Origin of the sequence: uncultured Pseudomonas sp. (assembly GCF_913774235.1) — a bacterium.
Classification (GTDB): domain Bacteria; phylum Pseudomonadota; class Gammaproteobacteria; order Pseudomonadales; family Pseudomonadaceae; genus Chryseomonas.
This window is the reverse complement of the sequence record NZ_CAJYDW010000001.1, coordinates 61,427-81,717: the sequence shown is the minus strand read 5'-3', so window position 1 is coordinate 81,717 and position 20,291 is coordinate 61,427. Positions and strand designations below refer to the sequence as shown.

Genomic DNA, 20,291 nt, shown 5'->3' with positions numbered 1-20,291 from the left:
AGGCCGTCGAAGAAGACGTTTGACGAGCCCTGGACCAGGGCCGAGGTACCGCACTTGGGGCAGGTGACGGCGTCACCCAGGCGCGCCGCGGGTTTTCCAGACATGACCGATCTCCCTATCGGTAACTACAGGCGCTGGAAAATGCCGCATGAACTGCTCTAGGACAAGGCTTTCAAGCCAAAGCCGCGGAAGCCGTCACACCCCTAGCCATGGGGATCCTCCGGGTAGGTGAAGGTCGGCATCTGCCAGTTGAATCTCAGCGCCAGCAGGCGCAACAGCAGGCCGGCGCTGAGGGTAATCAGCAGCGCCTGCTCCTCGCTCAGCCACTGGCGGCAGAGCAGGTAACAGCCGGCGGATAGCACCGCCACGCTGGCGTAGAGTTCGCGCCTGAGGATCAGCGGCACGTCGTTGCAGAGGATGTCGCGCAGGATGCCGCCGCAGGTGCCCGTGAGGGTGCCGCTGACAATGACGATCACCGGACTCAGGCCCATCTCCAGGGCCACCTGGCAGCCGATCACGGTGAAGGCCACCAGACCCAGGGCGTCGAGCAGCAGGAACAGCCGGCGCAGGTAGCGCATGACCCGGGCGATGGCCACGGTGGCCAGGCCCGCGCCGACGGTCAGCGCCAGGTATTCCGGGTGCTTAACCCAGCCGAGCGGATAGTGGCCCAGCAGCACATCACGCACCGAGCCACCGCCCAGGGCGGTGACGCTGGCGATCAGCGCCACGCCGAACAGGTCCATGCCGCGCCGCCCAGCGGACAGAGCGCCGGTCATGGCCTCGGCGGTGATGGCCACCAGGTAGAGGACGGACAGCAGCACGGGCGCGGCCGTCAGACCTTGATGAAGTGCTCGCGGTAGTGGCGCAGTTCGGCGATGGAGTCGCGGATGTCGTCCAGCGCCAGGTGGCTGCCGCTCTTCTTCACGCCATCGCGGACGTGGGGGGCCCAGCGCGCGGCCAGTTCCTTGAGGGTGGAGACGTCCAGATTGCGGTAGTGGAAGTAGGCTTCCAGCTCCGGCATGCGGCGATAGAGAAAGCGCCGATCCTGGCAGATGCTGTTGCCACAGATCGGCGACTTGCCCTTGGGCACCCATTGACGCAGGAACTCCAGGGTCAGGGCCTCGGCCTGGGCGGTGTCGACGGTGCTCTCGCGGACCCGCTGGGTCAGCCCCGAGCCACCATGCTGGCGGGTATTCCACTCGTCCATGCCGGCCAGGATCTCGTCCGTCTGGTGGATGGCCAGCACCGGGCCTTCGGCCAGCACGTTGAGATCGCTGTCGGTGACGATGGTGGCCATCTCGATGATCACGTCCCGATCCGGGTCCAGGCCGGTCATTTCCAGGTCGATCCAGATCAGGTGCTGCGGATTGGGGGCGGTCATGGTGAACTCCTTGATGAGGGCGCCAGTGTAGCAGCGCGCCTGTCGCCTACCTACCGGCGCCACAGCAGCAGGCGGCTGCCGCGCAGGTCACCCACTTCAAGGATGGCATCGGCCGGCTGGTCGGGGATCTCGAAGGTGTTGCTGACCAGCCAGCTGCCGGGGCGCAGCTCCTGGCGGGCCTTTTCGCCCAGGCGGGGCATGGGTGCCGGCGAGAGGAAGCAATAGACGACCTCGAATTCGCCCAGCTCCACCCGCCAGAGATCGCGATAGCGCACCTGGCAGTTGCGCCGTGGCAGGCAGCGCAGCCAGGCCAGGGCGAAGCTCAGCGGCGCCGTCTCCACGCCGACGAAGGTGGCGGCCGGAAAGCGCCGGGACAGGTCGACCAGGGTATCGCCCAGGCCGCAGCCGAGATCGACGAAGCGAAAGGTGGGCTCCCGCTCGGCGAGCAGTTCGGCCAGCCGCTCACGGGTCTGGCGGCCGGTGAGGTAGAGCGGCACCCGCTCGCGCAGGCTGTTCCAGTTCAGCAGCAGGAGCAGCAGGAAGCCCAGCGCGGCGATGCCTGCCGAGAGTCCGCGACCGCTGACCAGGTAGAGCGCCGGAGCGAACAGCAGGTTGATGAACACCCACCAGCGCGCCAGCCCGAGCAGTTCCCCCAGCAGGGCCGCCAGCACAGCTTGCAGGCAGACCAGCGCCAGCAACGAAGGTCGCTGGCCGGCGAAGCTGGCCCAGAGTCTCAGGCCGACGATGGCGACCACCAGAGCGGCCAGTTGCACCAGCACGGCCAGCAACAGGGGATAGCGCGAGGCGAGATGGGCCAGCATGGGCGCTCCAGGACGACGAGGTGCGCCAAGTTTAGGTAATCCGTGGGGAGCGGCCAATGCTAGACTCCTCGCCCCTGCAACCCGCGGACTTCCCATGGCCAAACGCCACCTGACCCGTCGCCAGAGCTGGCGGATCGAGAAAATCCAGACCGAACGCGCCGCCCGTGCGGAAAAGCGCGAATCCAAGCTGATCGACGAACTCGAAGGCGGTGACCTGGGCCCGGAACAACAGGGTCAGGTAATCGCCCACTTCGGCGTTCAGGTGGAAGTCGAAGATGGCGAAGGCCGGCTGCAGCGCTGCCATCTGCGCGCCAACCTGCCGACCCTGGTCACCGGCGACCAGGTGGTGTTCCGCGCCGGCATCCAGGGCAATGGCGTCATCGTCGCCCAATTACCGCGCCGCTCGGAGATCTGCCGGCCGGACATGCGCGGCCAGCTTAAGCCGGTGGCGGCCAACGTCGACCGCCTGGTGATTGTCTTCGCCCCGCTGCCCACGCCCCACGCCAATCTCATCGACCGCTACCTGGTGGCGGCCGAGCACGCCGGCATCCAGCCGCTGCTACTGCTGAACAAGGCCGACCTGATCGACGAGCACAATGGCCCGGCGCTGGATGAGTTGCTGGGGATCTACCGCGAGCTGGACTATCCGCTGCTGGAGGTCTCGGCCCACAACGGCCTGAGCATGGATCAGCTCAAGAGCGCGCTGGACGAGCATGTCAGCGTCTTCGTCGGTCAATCCGGCGTGGGCAAGTCGTCGCTGGTGAATGCCCTGCTGCCCGGCGTCGATACCCGGGTCGGTCCGCTGTCGGAGCTGACCAACAAGGGCACCCACACCACCACCACCGCCCGGCTCTTCCACTTTCCCGATGGCGGCGATTTGATCGACTCGCCCGGCATCCGTGAATTCGGCCTGAGCCATGTCAGCCGTGACGACGTGGAAGCCGGCTTCAAGGAATTCGGCGACTTCATTGGCCGCTGTCGCTTCCGCGATTGCAAGCACGAACGCGAGCCGGGTTGCGCCCTGCTCGCCGCCCTGGAGCGAGGCGACATCCATCCGCAGCGGATGGCCAGCTACCGGCATATCCTGGCTAGCCTGGAAGGCGAGTCGCGCTACTAACCAAGAGCCTGTTACAAGCGCTAAAGAAAACGCCGGGCTAGCCCGGCGTTTTTTATCAGCCAAAGACGCGGAAGCGCTCCGCGTCATCCATGAAGGTCTTCTCGGGGAAGTCGCCTTCGTTGGAGCCGAAGGGCATCTGCGCGCGCAGGTGCCAGGTCTCCGGCAATTTCCACTCGGCGGCAGCCAGGGCATCGGGCAGCGGATTGTAGTGCTGCAGGCTGGCGCCGATGCCGGCATTGGCCAGCGCCGTCCATACCGAGAACTGGGCGATACCGCTGGCCTGTTCCGACCAGATGGGGAAGTTGTCGGCGTAGCTGGGGAATTTATCCTGCAGTGCCGAGATGACCTGGCGATCCTCATAGAACAGCACGGTACCGGCACCGGCGGCGAAGCTGTTGATCTTGCCCTCGGTGGGCGCAAAGGACTCGGCCGGCACGATCTGCCGCAGAGCCTGCATGACGAAGCCCCAGAACTTCTCGCTCTCGGCGCCGAACAGGATCACCGCGCGCGAGCTCTGGGAGTTGAAGGAGGACGGCGACAGCTTGACCGCCTCCTGGATCAGGGCGGTGACCTGGTCCTGCGCCAGCGGCAGGTTCTTGCCCAGCGCGTACTGGCTGCGGCGGCGCTTGATCGTGTCGATAAAGGCGTTGCTCATCGGGAGGCTCCTGCTAAGGGTCGGAGATCGAGAGACCTCGCGCCAGGGCGCAAGGTGCCCGATCCATCATGAAACCTCTGCAGCATAGCGAGCCAGCCGCGCGCCAACGGACGAAAAAACCGAACGCTGGCAGCGAATTTTCCTATCGATCAGCGCGACCGCTCAGGGCTTGCTCTGGATGACACCCGCATCGAAGGCGTTGATCTGCTGCTTGAACGCGGCGTTGTTGATGGGTTGCGCCAGATTGCCGGTGGCGGATACGCCCCCGCTGGAGACCCCGCCGCGATTTGCCCCGGGTGCACCCTGGGCCGGCGTCGCGGAGGAACCCTTGTTACCGTTGCGCCCCTCGATGGCCTGCTGAGCCTTCTTGGTCAGCACGATGATGTCGATGCGGCGGTTGACCGGGTTGAGCGGGTGCTCACGATCGAAAGGCGCCGAAGCCGCATAACCGACGATCCGCGCCACCTGCTCGTCCGGATAACCACCGGCCTCCAGGGCACGCCGCGCCGAATTGGCCCGGCCGGCGGACAACTCCCAGTTGCTGAAATCGCCCTTGCCGACGTAGCGCGCCGCATCGGTATGGCCACTGATGCTGATCTTGTTCGGCACCTGGCGAATGGTGTCGGCCATGGCCAGCAGGATGTCCTCAAAATAGGGCTTCAGCCGCGGGCTGCCCGAATCGAACATCGACCGATTGTCGGCATCGACAATCTGGATGCGCAGGCCGTCCTGGGTGATCTCCATCAGGATCTGGTCCTTGAACTTCTGCAGTTCCGGATTCTCGTTGATCTTGTTCTGCAACTCCTGCAGCAGCAGCTCCAGGCGCTGCTTCTCGACCTGCTCGGCGATCTTCTCCGCCTGGCTGGCATCCATCTTCTGGGCCTGCTGGCTCTGCTCCTTGTTCTGATCCTTCTGCGCCGCCGCATTCGGCTGGCGATCCGGCGAAGTGTCCGGGGACTGGGTCGGATCGGGCTGCACCCGGTTGGATTCGTTGGGGTCGGCGCGCTCTTCCATGTCCGGATTGACCTTGTTCTGGGTCGAATCCGGCTGGGCCTGGATCTCGGGGTTCAGGGTCCGGTCAGGTGCGGGCGTCGGAGTACCGCCCAGGTCGATGACGTAGGGGCTGGCGCTCTCGGTGAAGCCGATCGGGTCCTGGAAGTAGCCGGCGATGGCCTTCTTCTGCTCCGGGGTGGCCGAGGACATCAGCCAGAGCACCAGGAAGAACGCCATCATGGCAGTGGCGAAGTCGGCAAAGGCGATCTTCCAGGCGCCACCGTGGTGACCGGCGGCGCTTTTCTTAACACGCTTGACGATGATCGGCTGGTTGTTGTCCATCAGCTGCCCCGCATCGCCTGCTCGAGCTCACTGAAGGACGGCCGGTGCGCGGGGAACAGCACCTTGCGGCCGAACTCCACGGCGACGGTGGGCGGCATGCCGCTGGCGGCGGCCACCAGGCAGGCCTTGATGGCTTCCAGGACGTTGAGTTCTTCCTTGGCGTCGTGCTCCAGGCAGGTCGCCAGCGGGCCGAAGAAGCCGTAGGCGGCGAGAATGCCGAGGAAGGTGCCGACCAGGGCCGCGCCGACGTGACCGCCGATGGCCGCCTGGTCGCCCTCGCCGAGCATGCCCATGGTGATCACGATCCCCAGTACCGCGGCGACGATGCCGAAGCCCGGCAGACCGTCGGCGACCCGCGATACCGCATGGGACGGGTGCTCCAGCTCTTCCTTGATGCCGGCCAGCTCCATGTCGAACAGGCCTTCCAGTTCGTGGGGCGCCATGTTGCCGGAGGACATCAGCCGCAGGTAGTCGGCGATGTAGGCGGTCATCCGCTCATCCTTGAGGATATTCGGGTACTTGCTGAAGATCGGACTGGCCTTGGGGTCCTCGACGTCGGCCTCGATGGACATCATGCCCTCGCGCCGGCTCTTGTTGAGGATCTCGTAGAGCAGCTTCAACACGTCCAGGTAGAAGGCGTGGGTGAAGCGGTTGCCGAACATCTTCAGCGACTTCTTGAACACCTGCATGAAGGTGCTGCCCGGGTTGGCCTGCAGGAAGGCCCCCAGGGCGGCACCGCCGATGATCAGCACCTCGAGCGGCTGGATGATCGCGGCGATCTTGCCATGCGCGAGGATGTAGCCGCCGAGGACAGCCGCGAATATCACGATGATGCCGATGATTTTTGCCATGGTTGGGAATACTGTGTGCTAAGGAAAGTTGAGCCGGGGAATAACCCTCACGCCCCCTTTATCGGACCCGGCGCCCCGGACTGAAGGCCTTTCATCAAATTTCAAGGCGACCGTCGTATGTCCAGCCGCCCGAACACCGTCGAAGACTGGGTCAAACATCTGGAAGGCGTGCGCCTGCCAGTGGCCACCGCTACCGCAGAGCGTCTACGCCGCAGCCTGGCCGATGGCCGGCTGGCGCTGCATGAGATAGCCGAACGGCTCTGCGAGTCACCTCCCCTGGCGCTGGCCCTGCTGCGCGAGGCCAATCGTGGTCATGCCAGCCTGGGCGATCCCGCGGCCAGCCTCGAAGCCGTGCTCGGCCGCGTCGGCCTCGGCCCGGCGGAGTATCTGGTGGCCCGCCAGCCCAGCCTGGCCGAGGAACGCCTGCCGCAGCCGCTGCGGCAGCTGTGCCTGGTCAGCCAGCACGCCATGACCCTGGGTCTCGGCCTGTTCGGCGTGCCCCTGGCGCGACTGTGGCCGGACATCCGCCTGGCCGCCCTGCTGTTCCTGGCCCCACTCTGGCCGCTGGTCACCCGACATCCGGAACTGTTCGAAGAATGGGAAAGGCGAGTGCTGGGCGAAGGCGAGCCGGCGCTCAAGGTCGAACTCGACCTGCTGGGCGTTCCCGCCGTACGCCTGTGCCAGGCACTGGCCCGCCACTGGCAACTGCCGGACTGGATCGTCGAGGGCTATCGCCTGCTCGACCAGGATCGCCGCCAACTGGTCAAGGCCCTGCACATCGCCCATGCCGAGGACCCGCTCGAACAGCAGCACCGACTCGACGAGGACCCCGAGCTGCGGCGCTGGCTGACCCACCCGGGCAACACCATCCTGCTGGCCAACGGCCTGGCCCTGGCCAGCCACCATGCCTGGGACGGCCCCCACACCCTGCGCTGGCAACGCTTCAGCGCGCTCTACCTACAGCTGCCGCTGGCACGGGTGCAGAGCCGCAGTCACGAACTCGCGGTCCAGGATGCCCAGCGTCACGCCCGCCCCGGCCTCTGGCATCCCGCCGAAGGCCTGCTCTGGCCGCCCGGCGAGCGGCGCCTCAAGCCGATACCCAAGGTGCAGGTCGCCGGCGAAAGCCAGGCGCAACGCTGGCGCGGCCTGTGCGAGCAGCTGCTGCACACGCCCAGCGCCTTCGCCACCCTGCCCCAACTGTTCGACTGCGCGCGTCAGGCCCTGGTGGCTTGCGGCCTGCCGCGCCTGCTACTGCTCACCCCCGATCGCACCGGCACCAAGGCCAACGCCCAATTGCATCATGGCCTCGACGACGCCGTCGGCCTGCAACTGGAGATTGCCGGCCAGCCCTTGCTGGCCAAGCTGTTCGGCAGCTCGGGACAGTTGCGTATCGACACGGCCAACCGGACGCGCTTCGCCCCCCATTTGCCCGCCGATCTGCGCCGGCTGTTCACCAGCGAACGCCTCTGGCTGCGCAGTCTGGGCTTCGGCGAGCGGGTGGTACTGCTGGCGGTGCTGGATACCGACCTGGAGCCGGCAGACCCTCGCCGAACGGCGGCCCTGGACAAGACCTTCACGTGCATCGAGCGCGCCATCGCCACCTTCGCCAATCGCGCCAAGGCGCGACCAACCTGACGCTGGGCGGCCAACCTCGGTACACTTGACCCTCTTCGGACTGACGGGAAATCCGCGATGCCCTTTTCCGCCCTGCCCCTGGTGATCGAACCGGCCGATCTCGCGGCGCGCCTGGATGCGCCCGAACTCATCCTGGTCGACCTCTGCAGCGCCGCCCACTACGCCGAGGGGCATCTGCCCGGTGCGCGCCACGTCGCGCCCGCCCGCACCCAGCTGGGAACCAAGCCGGCACCCGGCCTCCTGCCCGCGCAGGCCGACCTGGAGCAACTGTTCGGCGAGCTGGGGCAGCGCGACGAGGCCGTCTACGTGGTCTATGACGACGAGGGCGGCGGCTGGGCCGGACGCTTCATCTGGCTGCTGGACGTCATCGGCCATGGGAACTACCACTACCTCAACGGCGGCCGCCAGGGCTGGATCGCTGCCGGGCTGCCGCTGGAGACCGCCGTTCCCGCCCCCGCCGGCGGACCGGTGTCCCTGACCCTGCACGAGGAGCCCACCGCTACCCGCGCCTACCTGCAGAGCCGGCTGGGCGCCGAGGACCTGGCCATCTGGGACGCTCGCGGCGCCGACGAATACCGCGGCGAGAAGGTGCTGACCGCCCGCGGCGGCCATATCCCCGGGGCGATCAACTTCGAGTGGACCGCCGGCATGGACCGCGAACGCCAGTTGCGCATCCGCGCGGACCTGGCCGCCGAACTCGAGCGCCTGGGCATCACCCGTGACAAGGAAATCGTCACCCACTGCCAGACCCACCACCGATCCGGCTTCACCTACCTGGCGGCCAAGGCCCTGGGCTACCCGCGCGTGAAGGCCTATGCCGGCTCCTGGGGCGAATGGGGCAACCACCCCGATACGCCCATCGAATGATCGCCAAGGACACCCTATGAAACTGCAAGACCGTCTGTTCATCCTGGCCCAGCACCTGCTGCCCCACCACCTGCTGTCGCGGGTGATCGGCGGCTTCGCCGATTGCCGCGCGCCCTGGTTCAAGAACCGCCTGATCCGCTGGTTCGTGCGTCACTACGACGTGGACATGCGCCAGGCCCTGGTGGAAGAACCTACGGCCTACGAGAACTTTAACGCCTTCTTCACCCGCGCCCTGAAGGCCGATGCCCGGCCGCTGCCGGCCGCACCGGAAGTGGTGGTCAGCCCCAGCGACGGCGCCATCAGCCAGCTCGGCCGCATCGAGCATGGCCGCATCTTCCAGGCCAAGGGCCACAGCTACAGCCTGCTGGAACTGCTCGGCGGCGACGGTCTACGCGCCGCGCCCTTCATGGGCGGCAGCTTCGCCACCATCTACCTGTCGCCCAAGGACTACCACCGGGTGCACATGCCGCTGACCGGCACCCTCCGGGAAATGATCTACGTCCCCGGGCGCATCTTCTCGGTCAACCAGCTCACCGCCGAGAACGTGCCCGAGCTGTTCGCCCGCAACGAGCGGGTGGTCTGCATCTTCGACACCGCGGTGGGGCCCATGGCGGTCATCCTGGTCGGCGCCATGATCGTCGCCAGCATCGAGACGGTGTGGGCCGGCCTGGTCACGCCGCCCAAGCGCGAACTCAAGCGTTTCGCCTACGACGAGGCGGCGCGGGCACCCATCACCCTGCGCATCGGCGACGAGCTGGGCCGCTTCAAGCTGGGCTCCACCGCCATCGTCCTGTTCGGACCCGAGGCGGTGAACTGGTCCGCTGAACTCGGCGCGCTGTCCACCGTCAACATGGGGCAACTGCTCGGCGTTCCCGCCGCGCCCACCCCATCGACCACCCTTTCCGAGCCTGGGCCTCTCGTCTAGATGCGCGGTTCATTGCCCATCGAAAGAGGAGTACGAGCGGCGAATGGATAGCAAAAGGCCTCAGCTCATGTTGCGGGTACCGACGCCCGACCAGCGCAGCCTGACGTTCTGTGACGCTACGCCGGCCGGCCTTAAGCGCTGGCTGGACCAGTTGCCCCGGGCCAAGCTCGGCGAATTCGCACGGCTGCTCTATCAGGGCCTGCTCGAGATCAACCGCCTGATGCTCACGGCGGAGGCGCGGCTGCGCCTGCTGGAGGCCTTGCGCCCGGACGTGCAACGGGTTTGCCAGTTGCTCGAACGCCATGTGCTCAACCAGGCCATCGTGCTCGACGAACGCTCGCGCAAGGTCGCCAACCTCTGCCAGGCGCTGCAGAACCTGCTGGCCGCCGGCTACAAGCTGATCGTGGTCGAGGAAAGCGAGCGTGGCGAACGCGGCACCCTGCTGGCCACCGCCATCCAGCGCGCCCTGCGCGCCCTGCTCGGCCCGCTGATCCGCGCCGCGCAGCTCTATACGCCGGTCCACGATAACCTCTGGCTGGAGCTGCACCAGCTCTACCGCCTGGCGGTGACCACCGGCGTGCACAACCAGAAGGTCCGCGACGAGCTGCTGCCAGGCGATGGCAGCCAGACCATCACCCAGGCCTATTGCGCCGCCCTGCTGTTCGGCGCCGCGCGCTGCAACCAGCTGCGCCAGAGCCACATCGCCCAGCTCACCCTGCACCTGGACGACTGGGCCAACCTGGTCCGCCTGCAGGGCCCCGAGCAGAACGGCACCCTGATGGTGGTGGCGCCGCAGATCGACGCCCCGCCGCGCTATCGCTCGCTGCTGCGCGAAACCAACCTCAGCGGCCTGCTGGGCCTCGCCCCGCAGCAACTGGTCCAGGCCATCGAGGACTATCTCGCCCTGGCCCCCGAACAGCGCCCCCGCGCCCGCCTGCCGGTGCATGGCGACCTGTCCCTCGACCTGCTGCAGCATCTGGTCGGGGCCTGGGGCCAGGAAGCCGATCGGGCCTTCCAGCGCATGCCCGGACAGGGCCAGGTGCTGGTCTGCATCGGCATGAGCGCCCTGCACTACCAGCTCTCCGGCGGTCAGACCTTCAACGACACCCTGCGCCAAGCCGCGCCGCGGGCACCCGAGGCCTTCGCTCCGAAACCCAAGGAAGACGTCTGGTCGCTCGCCTTCGACGCCGATACCGCTACCGCCGACGCCCTCGACTGGAACGCCGGGGCCATGGAAGAAATCCATTACGACGTCCTGCCCGGCGACAGCGAGGCGGCCAGTCCCGCCTTTCCGATCCATTCCGTGCAAGTGGTCAATCACAGCCCGGGCGGCTACTGCCTGAGCTGGGGTGGCGAGGTGCCCGAGCAACTGCAGGCCGGCGAATTGCTCGGCGTGAAACTGCCCGAGGATCACAAATGGGGCCCGGGCGTGGTGCGCTGGGTACGCCAGGTCCCGGGCAGCGGCACCCAGATGGGCGTCGAACTGCTGGCCCCTACCGCCCGTCCCTGCGGCCTGCAACTGCTGCGCAAGGCCGAGCAGAACAGCCAGTACCTGCGCGCCCTGCTGTTGCCCGAGATCAAGGCCATCGATCAGGCACCGACCCTGATCGCGCCGCGCCTACCCTTCCAGGAGGGCAGCAAGGTGCAGATCAACCAGCAGGGCGACGAACAACGCGGCATGCTCGACCGGCGGCGCAGCATGACCGTCAGCTTCAGCGTCTTCGAATATCACCTGCTGGAACAGAGCGTGACACCGCCCTCGGGAGCACCGTCTGGCGCACCTGGGGTCCGTCAGGAAGAAGACTTTGACTCCCTGTGGAAGTCTCTGTAGCTTCAGAAAATTATCGTTATCGCCAAGGTGCGAGTAGACCATGGCTTCCGAATACAGTGCGATCCGCCTGTTGCTGCTCGAAGCATCGCAGAACGAGGCGGAACGCCTGGTAAGCCTGTTTCGTAACGCCGGCCGCGCCACCCGCGCCCACCGCCTCGCCGACCCGGCCGGACTCGAGGAACTCCTGACCCAGTCCTGGGACCTCGCCATCCTCGCGGCCCCCTCCGAAGAGCTCGATCCCACCGCAGCGCTCGCCTTGCTGCGCAAGCGTGCGCCGCGACTCGCCGTCATCCAGCGCATCCACCCGGACGATCCCGATGCTCTGATCAGCGCCCTGCGTCAGGGTGCCCGCGATGCCATCGCCACCGATAACGACGAACACCTGCTGCTGGCCAGCCTGCGCGAACTGGGCAACCTGGCCGAGCGCCAGGAGCGCAGCCGCCTGGAACAGGCCCTGGCCGAAGCCGAACAGCGCTGCCAGTTGCTGCTGGCCAATGCCGTGGACGCGGTCGCCTACGTCCACGATGGCCTGCACATCCACGTCAACTCGGCCTATGTGGAACTGCTCGGCTATCCGGGCGCGGACGACCTGGAAATCACCCCGCTGATGGACCTCATCGCGCCGGCCGATCAGCCGGCGTTGCGCGAGGCCTTTCGCCAGCTACGCGACGACCCCAGCGCCCGCGAACTGGATTGCCAGTGCGTCCGCCACGATGGCAGCCTGATCGATGTCCATCTGCGACTGGCACCGGCGATCTATCTCGACGAACCCTGCGTGCAACTGCACCTGCGCGAAGCACGCGCGGTGCCCGAATCCATCGAGGAGCAGCTGCGTGAGGTCCGTTCCCAGGACGTCCTGACCGGCCTGATCAATCGCGGTCGCATGCTCGACCTGCTGGAAGACGCCCTGGAACGCGCTCGGCTCGGCGCTGCGGCCAGCTTCGCCTACCTCACCATCGACCGCTATCCGGCACTGCTGGCGGAGCTGGGCATCGGCGCCATGGACGAACTGCTGGTGGCGCTGGCCGATCGCCTGCGCGAGCACTTCGGCACCCTGGCCACCCTGGCCCGGTTCGCCGACGATGCCTTCACCGCCCTGCTGCCCCAGGCGGCCGACGCCAGCCTGGATACCGCCTTCGAGCGCCTGCTCGGCCGCCAGGAACGCCAGCCGCTGACCATCGCCGGCCGGGCCCTGGCCATCAGCTACTCCATCGGCGTGGTCGGCCTGGATACCCACGTCAAGAGTGCCGGCGATCTGGTCGACCGGGCGCATCGTTCCGCGCGCCAGATCGCCCAGCGCGGCGGCAACGCCTGCAAACGCTACGACCCGGCGGAAGAGCTGGCGGCAGCCGCCAATCGCGGCAACCTGGTGGCCATGGTCAAGCAGGCACTGCAACAGAACAGCTTCCGCCTGTTGTTCCAACCGGTGATCGGCCTGCGCGGCGGCAGCCACGAGTACTACGAAGCCCTGCTGCGGCTGATCAATCCGCAGGGCGAGGAGGTCTCGCCCACCGAATTCGCCCGTACCGCGCGGGACAGCGGCCTGAGCGGGCAGATAGACCGCTGGGTGATCCACCAGGCGGTCCGCCAGCTGGGCGAGCATCGGGCCCGCGGGCACGGCACACGGATCTTCGTGCATCTCTCGGGCGCGACCCTGGACGACCTGGAATTGCTGCCCTGGCTGGCCAAGACCCTGCAGAGCCAGAACCTGGCGGCCGAGGCGGTGATCTTCCAGTTGACCGAAGACGACCTGCTGGCCAATCCGACCCAGGGGCTGGCCATGGTCCAGCGCCTGCGCCGTCAGGGTCACCAGGTCGCCATCAGCGGCTTCGCCGGCAGCAGCCAGCCGCTGGCCGCGCTACGCCTGCTGGTGCCGGACTACGCCAAGCTTTCCAGCACACTGATCCGCGACCTGAGCCAGCCGGAACACCAGGAGCGCCTCAAGGCCATGGTCGCCGAACTCAGTGCGCAGAACGTTCTGACCATCGCCCCCTTCGTCGAGAGCGCCAGCGTGCTGGCACAGCTCTGGCAAGTCGGGGTGCACTTCATCCAGGGCTACTACCTGCAGGAGCCCAGTCAGGCGATGGACTACGAGTTCCAGGCCGAGTAGTCACGGACACGACGATCCCGCCTGATGGCCAGCACAACTGCCGGATCGCGACCGGGCTGGAACTCATGGAGATTGGCGCCTGCCCGGCTAGCCCCCTCTCCCCTCGGGAGAGGGTTGGGGTGAAGGGCACCTCACCACGCCGTACATCGCGGAAAAGGCTGCGCCGTTTTCCACGCTACGGCTCAGATCTAGCCATGGCGGTCCGCCGATGCGGCCGCTCCTACAGAGTCCTACCTATCCTGTAGGAGCGGCCCATGGCCGCGATAAGACAGTTGCTCCTACGGATATTGGATAGGAGCGGCCGCATTGGCGGACCAACCCTGGCCGCGATGGCCGTCTCAGCCCAGGGTATGACGATCTTCCACACCTAGCAGATAGAGCACCCCATCCAGCCCCAGCACGCTGACCGACTGGCGAGCGGACTGGCGCACCAGCGGCTTGGCCCGGAACGCCACGCCCAGGCCGGCCAGGGCCAGCATCGGCAGGTCGTTGGCGCCATCGCCCACGGCGATGGTCTGGGCCAGGTCCAGGCCTTCGCGGCCGGCCAGCTCACGCAGCAGATCGGCCTTGCGCTGGGCGTCGACGATGGGTTCCACCGCTCGCCCGGTCACCTTGCCGTCGATGATCTCCAACTCGTTGGCGTAGACGTAGTCGATGCCCAGCCGAGCCTGTACCTGCCGGGCGAAATAGGTGAAGCCGCCGGAAAGGATCGCGGTCTTGTAGCCCAGGCGCTTCAACTCGGCGAACAGCCGCTCGGCGCCTTCGGTGAGGCGCAGTTGCGCGCCGATGTCCGCCAGGACGTCCTCGGACAGCCCCTGCAGCAAGGCCATGCGCTCGGTGAAGCTGGCGCGGAAATCGATCTCGCCGCGCATGGCGCGCTCGGTGATGGCGGCGACGCGTTCGCCGATGCCGGCGGCCTTGGCCAGTTCGTCGATGACCTCGGCCTGGATCAGGGTGCTGTCCATGTCGAACACCGCCAGGCGGCGATGCTGGCGCTGCAGCTCATCCAGCTGCCAGCCGATGTCGGCCTGGCCTTCCTGCGCCAGTGCCAGCAGCGCGGCGCGCCAGGCCTGGGCGTCGTGCGGCTCGCCGGTGACACTCAGTTCCAGCGCGGCGCGCTCGGTCGAACCCGGCTCGCTCAGGGCACGAATGGCCTGGATACCCAGACCCTGCTCGCGACAGAGCGCGCTCAGGCGGGTCAGCGGCAGATCGGCGAGGGTACGCCCCATCAAGGTCAGCACGTGCGACGCCGCCGCGGGCGGTGCGGGTTGCGCCAGGGGCGCCACCTGCAAACCCAGCGCTTGCAGGGCCTGGACCAGCGCGGTGCCCGCGGTGACCGGGCTGACCAGCAGGGTCACGGCAGCGCCCTGGCCCAGGCCCTGTTGCTGCAACGACTCCAGCCGGGCCCCGGCCGCGGCCAGGGCGCCGGTGAGGGCAGCCAGCCAGTCAGCGGGCAGCGTGCCCACGGCCTGAAGTCCGATAACGTCTTGCATGGCGATCCCCTCGACGAAAAGCGCGCAGTCTACCCTTTCGCCCGGGCGGTGCCGAGCCGGGCACGCCGGCCGGCGGAGAGAGCCCACCGCCGGCCTTATTTGCGGGCGAGGACCCGCATTCGCCGTTTTCGCCCCCCGACCCGCTGGTTATACTTGCCGCACACTTTTTGTCCAAAGAAACGATTTCTGTGACCCGCCCCGCGACCGTCAAGCCCGATAATTTCTTCCTGCTGATCTACCGAGCCCTGCGCCAGCGTCGTGTGCCGGTGGCCCTACGCATCGTTTCCCACAGCCTGCTGCTGGTGGCTGCCGCCCTGGTGATCTATGCCGGCATCATGAGCATGCAGTTCCGCCATGCCATGCAGCAGCAGGCCGACGCCCTCGGCCAGAGCCTGGTGACCCAGACCGCCAATTCCGCCGCCGAGCTGCTGGTGGCCAACGACAACCTCAGCCTCAACGTGCTGCTGGGCAACCTGGCGCGCAATCCGCTGGTGGCCCATGCCGCGGTCTACAGCCCCGACAACCGGGTGCTGGCCGAATCCGGCACCCGGCCGAGCCAGGGCCTGCTGACCGCCACCGATGGCATCTACAGCACGCCGATCCGCTTCCAGGACGTCACTGCCGGCCAGGTCCGCCTGGCGCTGGACATGAACCAGTTCCAGCAGCCAATGATGATCAGCCTGCAGAACATGGGGCTGCTCGGCCTGATCCTGCTGGCCCTGACGCTGATCCTCAGCCTGCGCCTGGGGCGCCAGCTCTCGATTCCGCTGCTGGAGCTGCGCGTCTGGCTGCGCGACCCCGATGACCCGGCGCCGGGCGCCGGGCGTCTCGACGAGCTGGGCGACCTGGCCCGCCAGCTGCAGAGCCGGCTGGTACCGCCCAAGCCGCCCAAGGCGGAAGCGGCCGCGGATGACGATCCCTTCGCCGATGAACAGGGCGGCCTGAGCGTGAAGCCGCCCCCGGCGCGCAAGGCCCCAGCCGCCAAGCCTGCCGCCCGCAAGCCGGCAGCGCCAGCGCAGCCGGAGAGCGACGAACTGGACGCCGACGCCTTCGCCGACCTGGTACCCGACTCCTTCACCGAGCCGCCGGCCACCCCGGCACCGGCGCTGCCCACCGAACCCGACATCGTCACCTCGGCGGTGCTGGCCATCCAGCTGGGTGCCCAAGACCAGCTCAGCCGGTTGCCCCGGAGCCGGCTGGAAGAGCTGCTCGGTCGCTACCGCGATTGCCTGCAGCAGGCCACCGAGCTCTACGACGGTGAACTGCATACCCTCAAGGACGGCGGCAGCCTGATCCTCTTCCACGAACGCAGCGACGACGATGACTACCTCACCCGCGCCCTCTGCTGCGGCGAGATCATGCGTGCCCTGGGTCACGCCCTGCAGGTGGAAGTGATAGGGAGCGGTGCAACCCTGCAGCTGCAACTCGGTCTGACCCAGGGTGAACGTCTCGCCGGCCTGGAACTCGCCCAATTGCTGGACAACACCACCGTACGCAACGCCCAGACCCTGAGCCGCCACAGTCGCAACCTGTTGCTGGTCGAACAGAGCATCGCCGAGGACGAACTGCTGCGAAAACGCGCCCGCATCCGCACCATCGCGAGTCCCGCGGGTGCCAGTTGCGTGGAACGCCTCCTGGAACCCTACTCCGCGACGCTGGAGCGTCATCTGGTCCGGCTCGAGGCGCGTTAAGGCGCCCACCGACCCCACCTATGAGCGCCCTATCGCCCCGTCTCGCCTTCGCCGCGCTGTTGCTGGTGGCTTGCGTCGCCCAGGCGGCGCCCAACGCGAGCAGCGTGAGACTGCCCGATGGCGGGGTCTACACCGGCGAAATCGTCAGCGGCCTGCTCAACGGCAGCGGCCGCATCGAATGGCCCAACGGCAACTGGCTCAAGGGCCGCTTCAAGGATGGTCTGGCCGAAGGCCCCGGCGAGCAGCAATTCGCCGACGGCACCTACTACCAGGGTACCTTCCGCCGTGGCCTCTACCACGGCCAGGGCAACCTCATCAGCAGCAGCGGCTGGGAATACCACGGCAGCTTCGTCAACGGCCGCATGCAGGGCCAGGGCTCCAAGCTCGACAGCGACGGCACCCAGACCATCGGCACCTTCAACGACGGCCACCTCAATGGCGTCGGCCAGTGGCAGGAGCCGGGCGGCGACCGCTACGACGGTGAATTCGTCGATGACCAGTTCGAGGGTGCCGGGGTCTACCGCAGCGCTAGCGGCGATCTCTGGCGCGGCCGTTTCAGCGCTGGCGAACTGACCGGTAACGGCGAGTTCGTCGGCAGTGATGGCAGCCAGTACCGCGGCGCCTTCCGCAACTGGAAGTTCGACGGCCAAGGGGTGCTCACCAACAGCGACGGCAGTATTTATCGGGGCAGCTTCGCCGATGGCGTCTATGCCGGCGCGGGCGTCCTCACCCGGGCCGACGGCCAGCTCGAACGCGGTCTCTGGGAAGGCGGCAAGCGCATCCGCGACGACCAGGGTCAGTACATCGCCGATCCCCTGGAGCGCGCCCTGCTCGATCAGGGCAAGGTGCTCGACCAGGAACTGCAGCAGATCCCCGCCTCCACCCCCGCCACCGAACTCTATGGCCTGGTGCTGGCCGGCGACGGCAACCAGGGCGTATTCCAGCGCGAAGCCAACTACGTGGCCAACTTCATGACCACCACCTGGGGGGCCCGCGGCGTCATCCACCTGATCAACGCCAAGGACATCCGCAGCGATCACCCACTGGCCACCCGCGAGAATCTCTACCAAAGCATCCAGACCCTGGCCCAGCGCACCGGACCGGAAGACCTCATCGTCATCTACCTGACCAGCCACGGCTCGGCCGACCACCAACTGGTCCTCGACCAACCCGGGCTGGATCTCTCCAGCCTGCCGGCGGCGGAACTCGGGCGCCTGCTCGCGCCCCTGCGTGGCCGGGACAAGGTGGTCATCGTCTCCAGTTGCTACAGTGGCGGCTTCATTCCCCAACTGCAGGACGACCACACCCTGGTGATGACCGCCTCCAAGGCCGATCGCACCTCCTTCGGCTGCACCGACGAAGCCGACTTCACCTATTTCGGCCGTGCCCTCTTCGCCGAGGCCTTCCAGCATACCGACGATCCCGAGCAGGCCTTCCAGCGCGCCCGCGACACGGTCTCGGTGCGCGAGAAGACCGAAGGCTTCGACCCGTCCGAGCCCCAGCTGTGGGCCCCGCCTGCCGTGCTGCAGAAGTGGCGTGCCTGGCGCGCGAGTCGCTGAGTGCACGTCTTGCCGGCGGCCTTGATGAACAACCGGAACGTCCGCGGTCCAATTCGGCAGAAGTGGCCGCCGCTACCAAGGAGAGCCCCGTGTACCTGACGCCCCAGCATGCCCTCATCGCCGGCGCCACTGGCCTGACCGGCGAACACCTGCTCGACCGGCTGCTCAACGAGCCGACGGTACCCCGCGTGCTGGCGCCGACGCGGCGACCGCTGGCAGAACATGCACGCCTGGATAACCCGGTCGGTGATCTCAACAGTCTGTTGCCGACCCTGGAAGGCCCCCTCGACGTGGCCTTCTGCTGCCTTGGTACCACCATGAAACAGGCCGGCTCCGAAGCTGCCTTTCGCGCGGTGGACTATGGCCTGCCGCTGGCGGTCGGCCAGCGCGCCCTGGAGCTGGGTGCGCGCCACTACATCGTGGTCAGCGCCATCGGCGCCGATCCGCAATCATCGATCTTCTACAACAAGGTCAAGGGCGAGCTGGAAGAAGCCCTACGCGGTCAAGGCTGGCCCCAACTGACCTTGGCCCGCCCCTCGCTGCTGATCGGCCAACGCCAGGAAGAACGCCTGGGCGAGCGCCTGGCAGCGCCTCTGTCGCAATGGCTGCCAGGTAAATGGCATGGCATCGAAGCCGCCGTCCTGGCCCGCGCCCTCTGGCGCCTGGCCCTCGAAGAAGGCAAGGGCGTGCGAGTGGTGGAATCGGACGAGTTGCGCAAGCTGGGGCGGTGAAGGCGCAGCTCGGACTGCCTCCCATCGCGGTCATGGCGGTCCGCCGATGCGGCCGCTCCTACAGGTAAGCCCCGCAACGGTCCATCAGGCTTTCCGAAAACCTATCAAAGCCACTACCGCCCGCTCGGACAGCCCCCTCTCCCTGCGGGAGAGGGCTGGGGTGAGGGCACGCCTAATAGCGAACTCACCGCAGAAAAGGCTGCGCCGTTTTCCACACTACGCAGCTCCTCAGGCCGGCTGCGCCAGCACCATCTGGTCGGCCTCCAGCACCAGCCAATCGTGCAGGGCGCGTAGCCGCGGATCGGCCAGGGCGCCCTGGGCATAGAGCAGCATGTACCTCTTGTGCGCCGGTACCGAACGCCCGAAGGGCGGCACCACCAGCGCGCCGCGAGCCAGTTCGTCGGTGATCAGGGCACGGCGGGCGATGGCCACGCCCATGCCGGCGATGGCCGCCTCGATGGTCAGGTGGTTGCGGTTGAAGGTGTGGCCTCGCCGCACATCCAGCGCCGGGGCGCCGATGCTGGCGAGATAGAACTCCCATTCGGCGTATTCGTAACTGCCGCGCCAGGCGGTGATGTCGTGCAGCAGGGGATAGAACTCTAGGTCCTCCGGCCGCTCCAGCGGCGGTCGCCCCGCCAGCAGGCTGGGCGCGCAGACCGGGAAGATTTCCTCTTCCATCAGCGGCGTCGAGGCCAGACCCGGATAGCTGCCGTCGTTGAGGTCGATGGCCAGGTCGAACTCGCCCTCGCGCAGCGACCAACTGCTGTCCTCGGCTACCAGCCGCAACTGCAGATCGGGAAAGCGCTCCTGCAGCCGCGGCAGGCGCGGCGTCAGCCACTTGCCGAGGAAGGAGGGAATCGACCGCAGCCGTACCACCCCGCCGAACTGGCCGGCATTGAGGCGGCGTAGCTCGGCGTCGATCAGGCCATAGGCCTGGTTCAGGGTGGTCGCCAGGCGCTGGCCTTCGGCGGTCAGTTCCAGGCCCCGCGCCACGCGGTGAAACAGCTTGAAGCCCAGGCGCTCCTCCAGCTGGCGCATCTGCTGGCTGATGGCGCCGGGGGTCACGTGCAGCTCTTCGGCGCAGCGCGTGAAGGAGAGGTGCCGGGCGGCGCAGGCGAAGACCTGCAGCCAAGCCTGGGTTTGGGCGTTGAGGATCCGGCTCATCGATGAGTTCCGCTAAAGGATCGCTTAGAAGCTTTCGTTTGTGCGACTGGGAGGCTTATCACCACTATGGGCTATCCGCCAACATCCTGTCTGGCGCCCATTCAAGCTCACTCTGGGATTATCGT

At 67.3% G+C, this 20,291-nt stretch carries 18 protein-coding genes; 9 read left to right on the top strand and 9 right to left on the bottom strand.

Translation table 11 applies throughout. The features are described 5' to 3' along the window. The 4 genes from QZ471_RS00480 to QZ471_RS00465 form a co-directional block, all read right to left on the bottom strand. On the bottom strand, window positions 1-104 hold a 104-nt coding region (locus QZ471_RS00480), incomplete at its 3' end, for a PAAR domain-containing protein (RefSeq protein ID WP_295460307.1). A gap of 99 nt (window positions 105-203) precedes the next feature. Continuing rightward, the gene (locus QZ471_RS00475) at window positions 204-818 is read right to left on the bottom strand and encodes a trimeric intracellular cation channel family protein (protein WP_295460305.1); all 615 of its coding nucleotides are present in this window, start codon (window positions 816-818) and stop codon (window positions 204-206) included. Between the two features lie 14 nt (window positions 819-832). Beyond that, on the bottom strand, window positions 833-1,381 hold the full coding sequence (gene orn / locus QZ471_RS00470) for an oligoribonuclease (protein WP_295460299.1): 549 nt from the start codon (window positions 1,379-1,381) through the stop codon (window positions 833-835). A gap of 50 nt (window positions 1,382-1,431) precedes the next feature. Then, window positions 1,432-2,202: a class I SAM-dependent methyltransferase gene (locus tag QZ471_RS00465; protein ID WP_295460297.1), complete on the bottom strand. Its 771-nt coding sequence runs from the start codon at window positions 2,200-2,202 to the stop codon at window positions 1,432-1,434. A gap of 94 nt (window positions 2,203-2,296) precedes the next feature. Between QZ471_RS00465 and rsgA the strand changes: the two genes are divergently transcribed. Then, entirely contained in the window at window positions 2,297-3,319 is a 1,023-nt protein-coding gene (rsgA, locus tag QZ471_RS00460) for a small ribosomal subunit biogenesis GTPase RsgA (protein ID WP_295460295.1), read from the top strand. A gap of 55 nt (window positions 3,320-3,374) precedes the next feature. Here rsgA and QZ471_RS00455 read toward each other — a convergent pair whose 3' ends face one another. The 3 genes from QZ471_RS00455 to motA all read right to left on the bottom strand — a co-directional run bounded on the left by QZ471_RS00455 (window position 3,375) and on the right by motA (window position 6,160). After that, complete coding sequence (locus QZ471_RS00455; RefSeq protein ID WP_059232063.1) at window positions 3,375-3,974, bottom strand: nitroreductase family protein; 600 nt, start codon at window positions 3,972-3,974, stop codon at window positions 3,375-3,377. 162 nt (window positions 3,975-4,136) lie between these two features. Then, window positions 4,137-5,309, bottom strand: coding sequence for a flagellar motor protein MotB (locus QZ471_RS00450; RefSeq protein ID WP_295460293.1), 1,173 nt, complete (start codon window positions 5,307-5,309; stop codon window positions 4,137-4,139). Further along, window positions 5,309-6,160 (bottom strand): flagellar motor stator protein MotA, encoded by an 852-nt coding sequence (gene motA, locus QZ471_RS00445; RefSeq protein ID WP_027598848.1) that lies wholly within the window; start codon window positions 6,158-6,160, stop codon window positions 5,309-5,311. The genes QZ471_RS00450 and motA overlap by 1 nt, the downstream gene beginning before the upstream one ends. A 117-nt stretch (window positions 6,161-6,277) precedes the next feature. Here motA and QZ471_RS00440 point away from each other — a divergent pair, with 117 nt between their 5' ends. From QZ471_RS00440 to QZ471_RS00420, 5 genes are all read left to right on the top strand, one after another. Continuing rightward, complete coding sequence (locus QZ471_RS00440) at window positions 6,278-7,795, top strand: HDOD domain-containing protein (protein WP_295460291.1); 1,518 nt, start codon at window positions 6,278-6,280, stop codon at window positions 7,793-7,795. A gap of 57 nt (window positions 7,796-7,852) precedes the next feature. Next, entirely contained in the window at window positions 7,853-8,662 is an 810-nt protein-coding gene (locus QZ471_RS00435; RefSeq protein ID WP_295460290.1) for a rhodanese-like domain-containing protein, read from the top strand. A gap of 16 nt (window positions 8,663-8,678) precedes the next feature. Continuing rightward, entirely contained in the window at window positions 8,679-9,587 is a 909-nt protein-coding gene (gene asd / locus QZ471_RS00430; RefSeq protein WP_295460289.1) for an archaetidylserine decarboxylase, read from the top strand. Between the two features lie 67 nt (window positions 9,588-9,654). Then, window positions 9,655-11,418, top strand: coding sequence for a molecular chaperone (locus tag QZ471_RS00425; RefSeq protein ID WP_295460288.1), 1,764 nt, complete (start codon window positions 9,655-9,657; stop codon window positions 11,416-11,418). A 40-nt stretch (window positions 11,419-11,458) separates the two neighbouring features. Further along, window positions 11,459-13,528, top strand: a complete 2,070-nt coding sequence (locus QZ471_RS00420; protein WP_295460287.1) for an EAL domain-containing protein — start codon at window positions 11,459-11,461, stop codon at window positions 13,526-13,528. A gap of 338 nt (window positions 13,529-13,866) precedes the next feature. On the opposite strand, the gene serB is transcribed toward QZ471_RS00420, so the two are convergent. Next, the gene (serB, locus tag QZ471_RS00415) at window positions 13,867-15,021 is read right to left on the bottom strand and encodes a phosphoserine phosphatase SerB (protein ID WP_295460285.1); all 1,155 of its coding nucleotides are present in this window, start codon (window positions 15,019-15,021) and stop codon (window positions 13,867-13,869) included. Between the two features lie 188 nt (window positions 15,022-15,209). Between serB and QZ471_RS00410 the strand changes: the two genes are divergently transcribed. From QZ471_RS00410 to QZ471_RS00400, 3 genes are all read left to right on the top strand, one after another. Then, window positions 15,210-16,712 (top strand): AhpA/YtjB family protein, encoded by a 1,503-nt coding sequence (locus QZ471_RS00410; RefSeq protein WP_295460284.1) that lies wholly within the window; start codon window positions 15,210-15,212, stop codon window positions 16,710-16,712. A 20-nt stretch (window positions 16,713-16,732) separates the two neighbouring features. Next, a complete protein-coding gene (locus QZ471_RS00405) occupies window positions 16,733-18,271 on the top strand; it encodes a C13 family peptidase (protein ID WP_295460283.1) in 1,539 nt (512 codons plus the stop codon). 89 nt (window positions 18,272-18,360) lie between these two features. Then, complete coding sequence (locus tag QZ471_RS00400; protein WP_295460282.1) at window positions 18,361-19,002, top strand: oxidoreductase; 642 nt, start codon at window positions 18,361-18,363, stop codon at window positions 19,000-19,002. Between the two features lie 228 nt (window positions 19,003-19,230). Here the strand turns inward: QZ471_RS00400 and QZ471_RS00395 are convergent, their stop codons facing one another. Next, a complete protein-coding gene (locus QZ471_RS00395; RefSeq protein ID WP_295460281.1) occupies window positions 19,231-20,166 on the bottom strand; it encodes a LysR substrate-binding domain-containing protein in 936 nt (311 codons plus the stop codon). Between the last annotated feature and the right edge of the window lie 125 nt (window positions 20,167-20,291).

What these genes read in the sequence shown, in the direction of transcription:
- orn (WP_295460299.1), bottom strand. Translation starts at nt 1,381, where the DNA reads ATGACCGCCCCCAATCCGCAGCACCTGATCTGGATCGACCTGGAAATG.
- QZ471_RS00465 (WP_295460297.1), bottom strand. Translation starts at nt 2,202, where the DNA reads ATGCTGGCCCATCTCGCCTCGCGCTATCCCCTGTTGCTGGCCGTGCTG.
- QZ471_RS00425 (WP_295460288.1), top strand. Translation starts at nt 9,655, where the DNA reads ATGTTGCGGGTACCGACGCCCGACCAGCGCAGCCTGACGTTCTGTGAC.
- QZ471_RS00405 (WP_295460283.1), top strand. Translation starts at nt 16,733, where the DNA reads ATGAGCGCCCTATCGCCCCGTCTCGCCTTCGCCGCGCTGTTGCTGGTG.
- asd (WP_295460289.1), top strand. Translation starts at nt 8,679, where the DNA reads ATGAAACTGCAAGACCGTCTGTTCATCCTGGCCCAGCACCTGCTGCCC.
- QZ471_RS00420 (WP_295460287.1), top strand. Translation starts at nt 11,459, where the DNA reads ATGGCTTCCGAATACAGTGCGATCCGCCTGTTGCTGCTCGAAGCATCG.
- serB (WP_295460285.1), bottom strand. Translation starts at nt 15,021, where the DNA reads ATGCAAGACGTTATCGGACTTCAGGCCGTGGGCACGCTGCCCGCTGAC.
- QZ471_RS00435 (WP_295460290.1), top strand. Translation starts at nt 7,853, where the DNA reads ATGCCCTTTTCCGCCCTGCCCCTGGTGATCGAACCGGCCGATCTCGCG.
- QZ471_RS00450 (WP_295460293.1), bottom strand. Translation starts at nt 5,309, where the DNA reads ATGGACAACAACCAGCCGATCATCGTCAAGCGTGTTAAGAAAAGCGCC.
- QZ471_RS00440 (WP_295460291.1), top strand. Translation starts at nt 6,278, where the DNA reads ATGTCCAGCCGCCCGAACACCGTCGAAGACTGGGTCAAACATCTGGAA.
- motA (WP_027598848.1), bottom strand. Translation starts at nt 6,160, where the DNA reads ATGGCAAAAATCATCGGCATCATCGTGATATTCGCGGCTGTCCTCGGC.
- rsgA (WP_295460295.1), top strand. Translation starts at nt 2,297, where the DNA reads ATGGCCAAACGCCACCTGACCCGTCGCCAGAGCTGGCGGATCGAGAAA.
- QZ471_RS00455 (WP_059232063.1), bottom strand. Translation starts at nt 3,974, where the DNA reads ATGAGCAACGCCTTTATCGACACGATCAAGCGCCGCCGCAGCCAGTAC.
- QZ471_RS00395 (WP_295460281.1), bottom strand. Translation starts at nt 20,166, where the DNA reads ATGAGCCGGATCCTCAACGCCCAAACCCAGGCTTGGCTGCAGGTCTTC.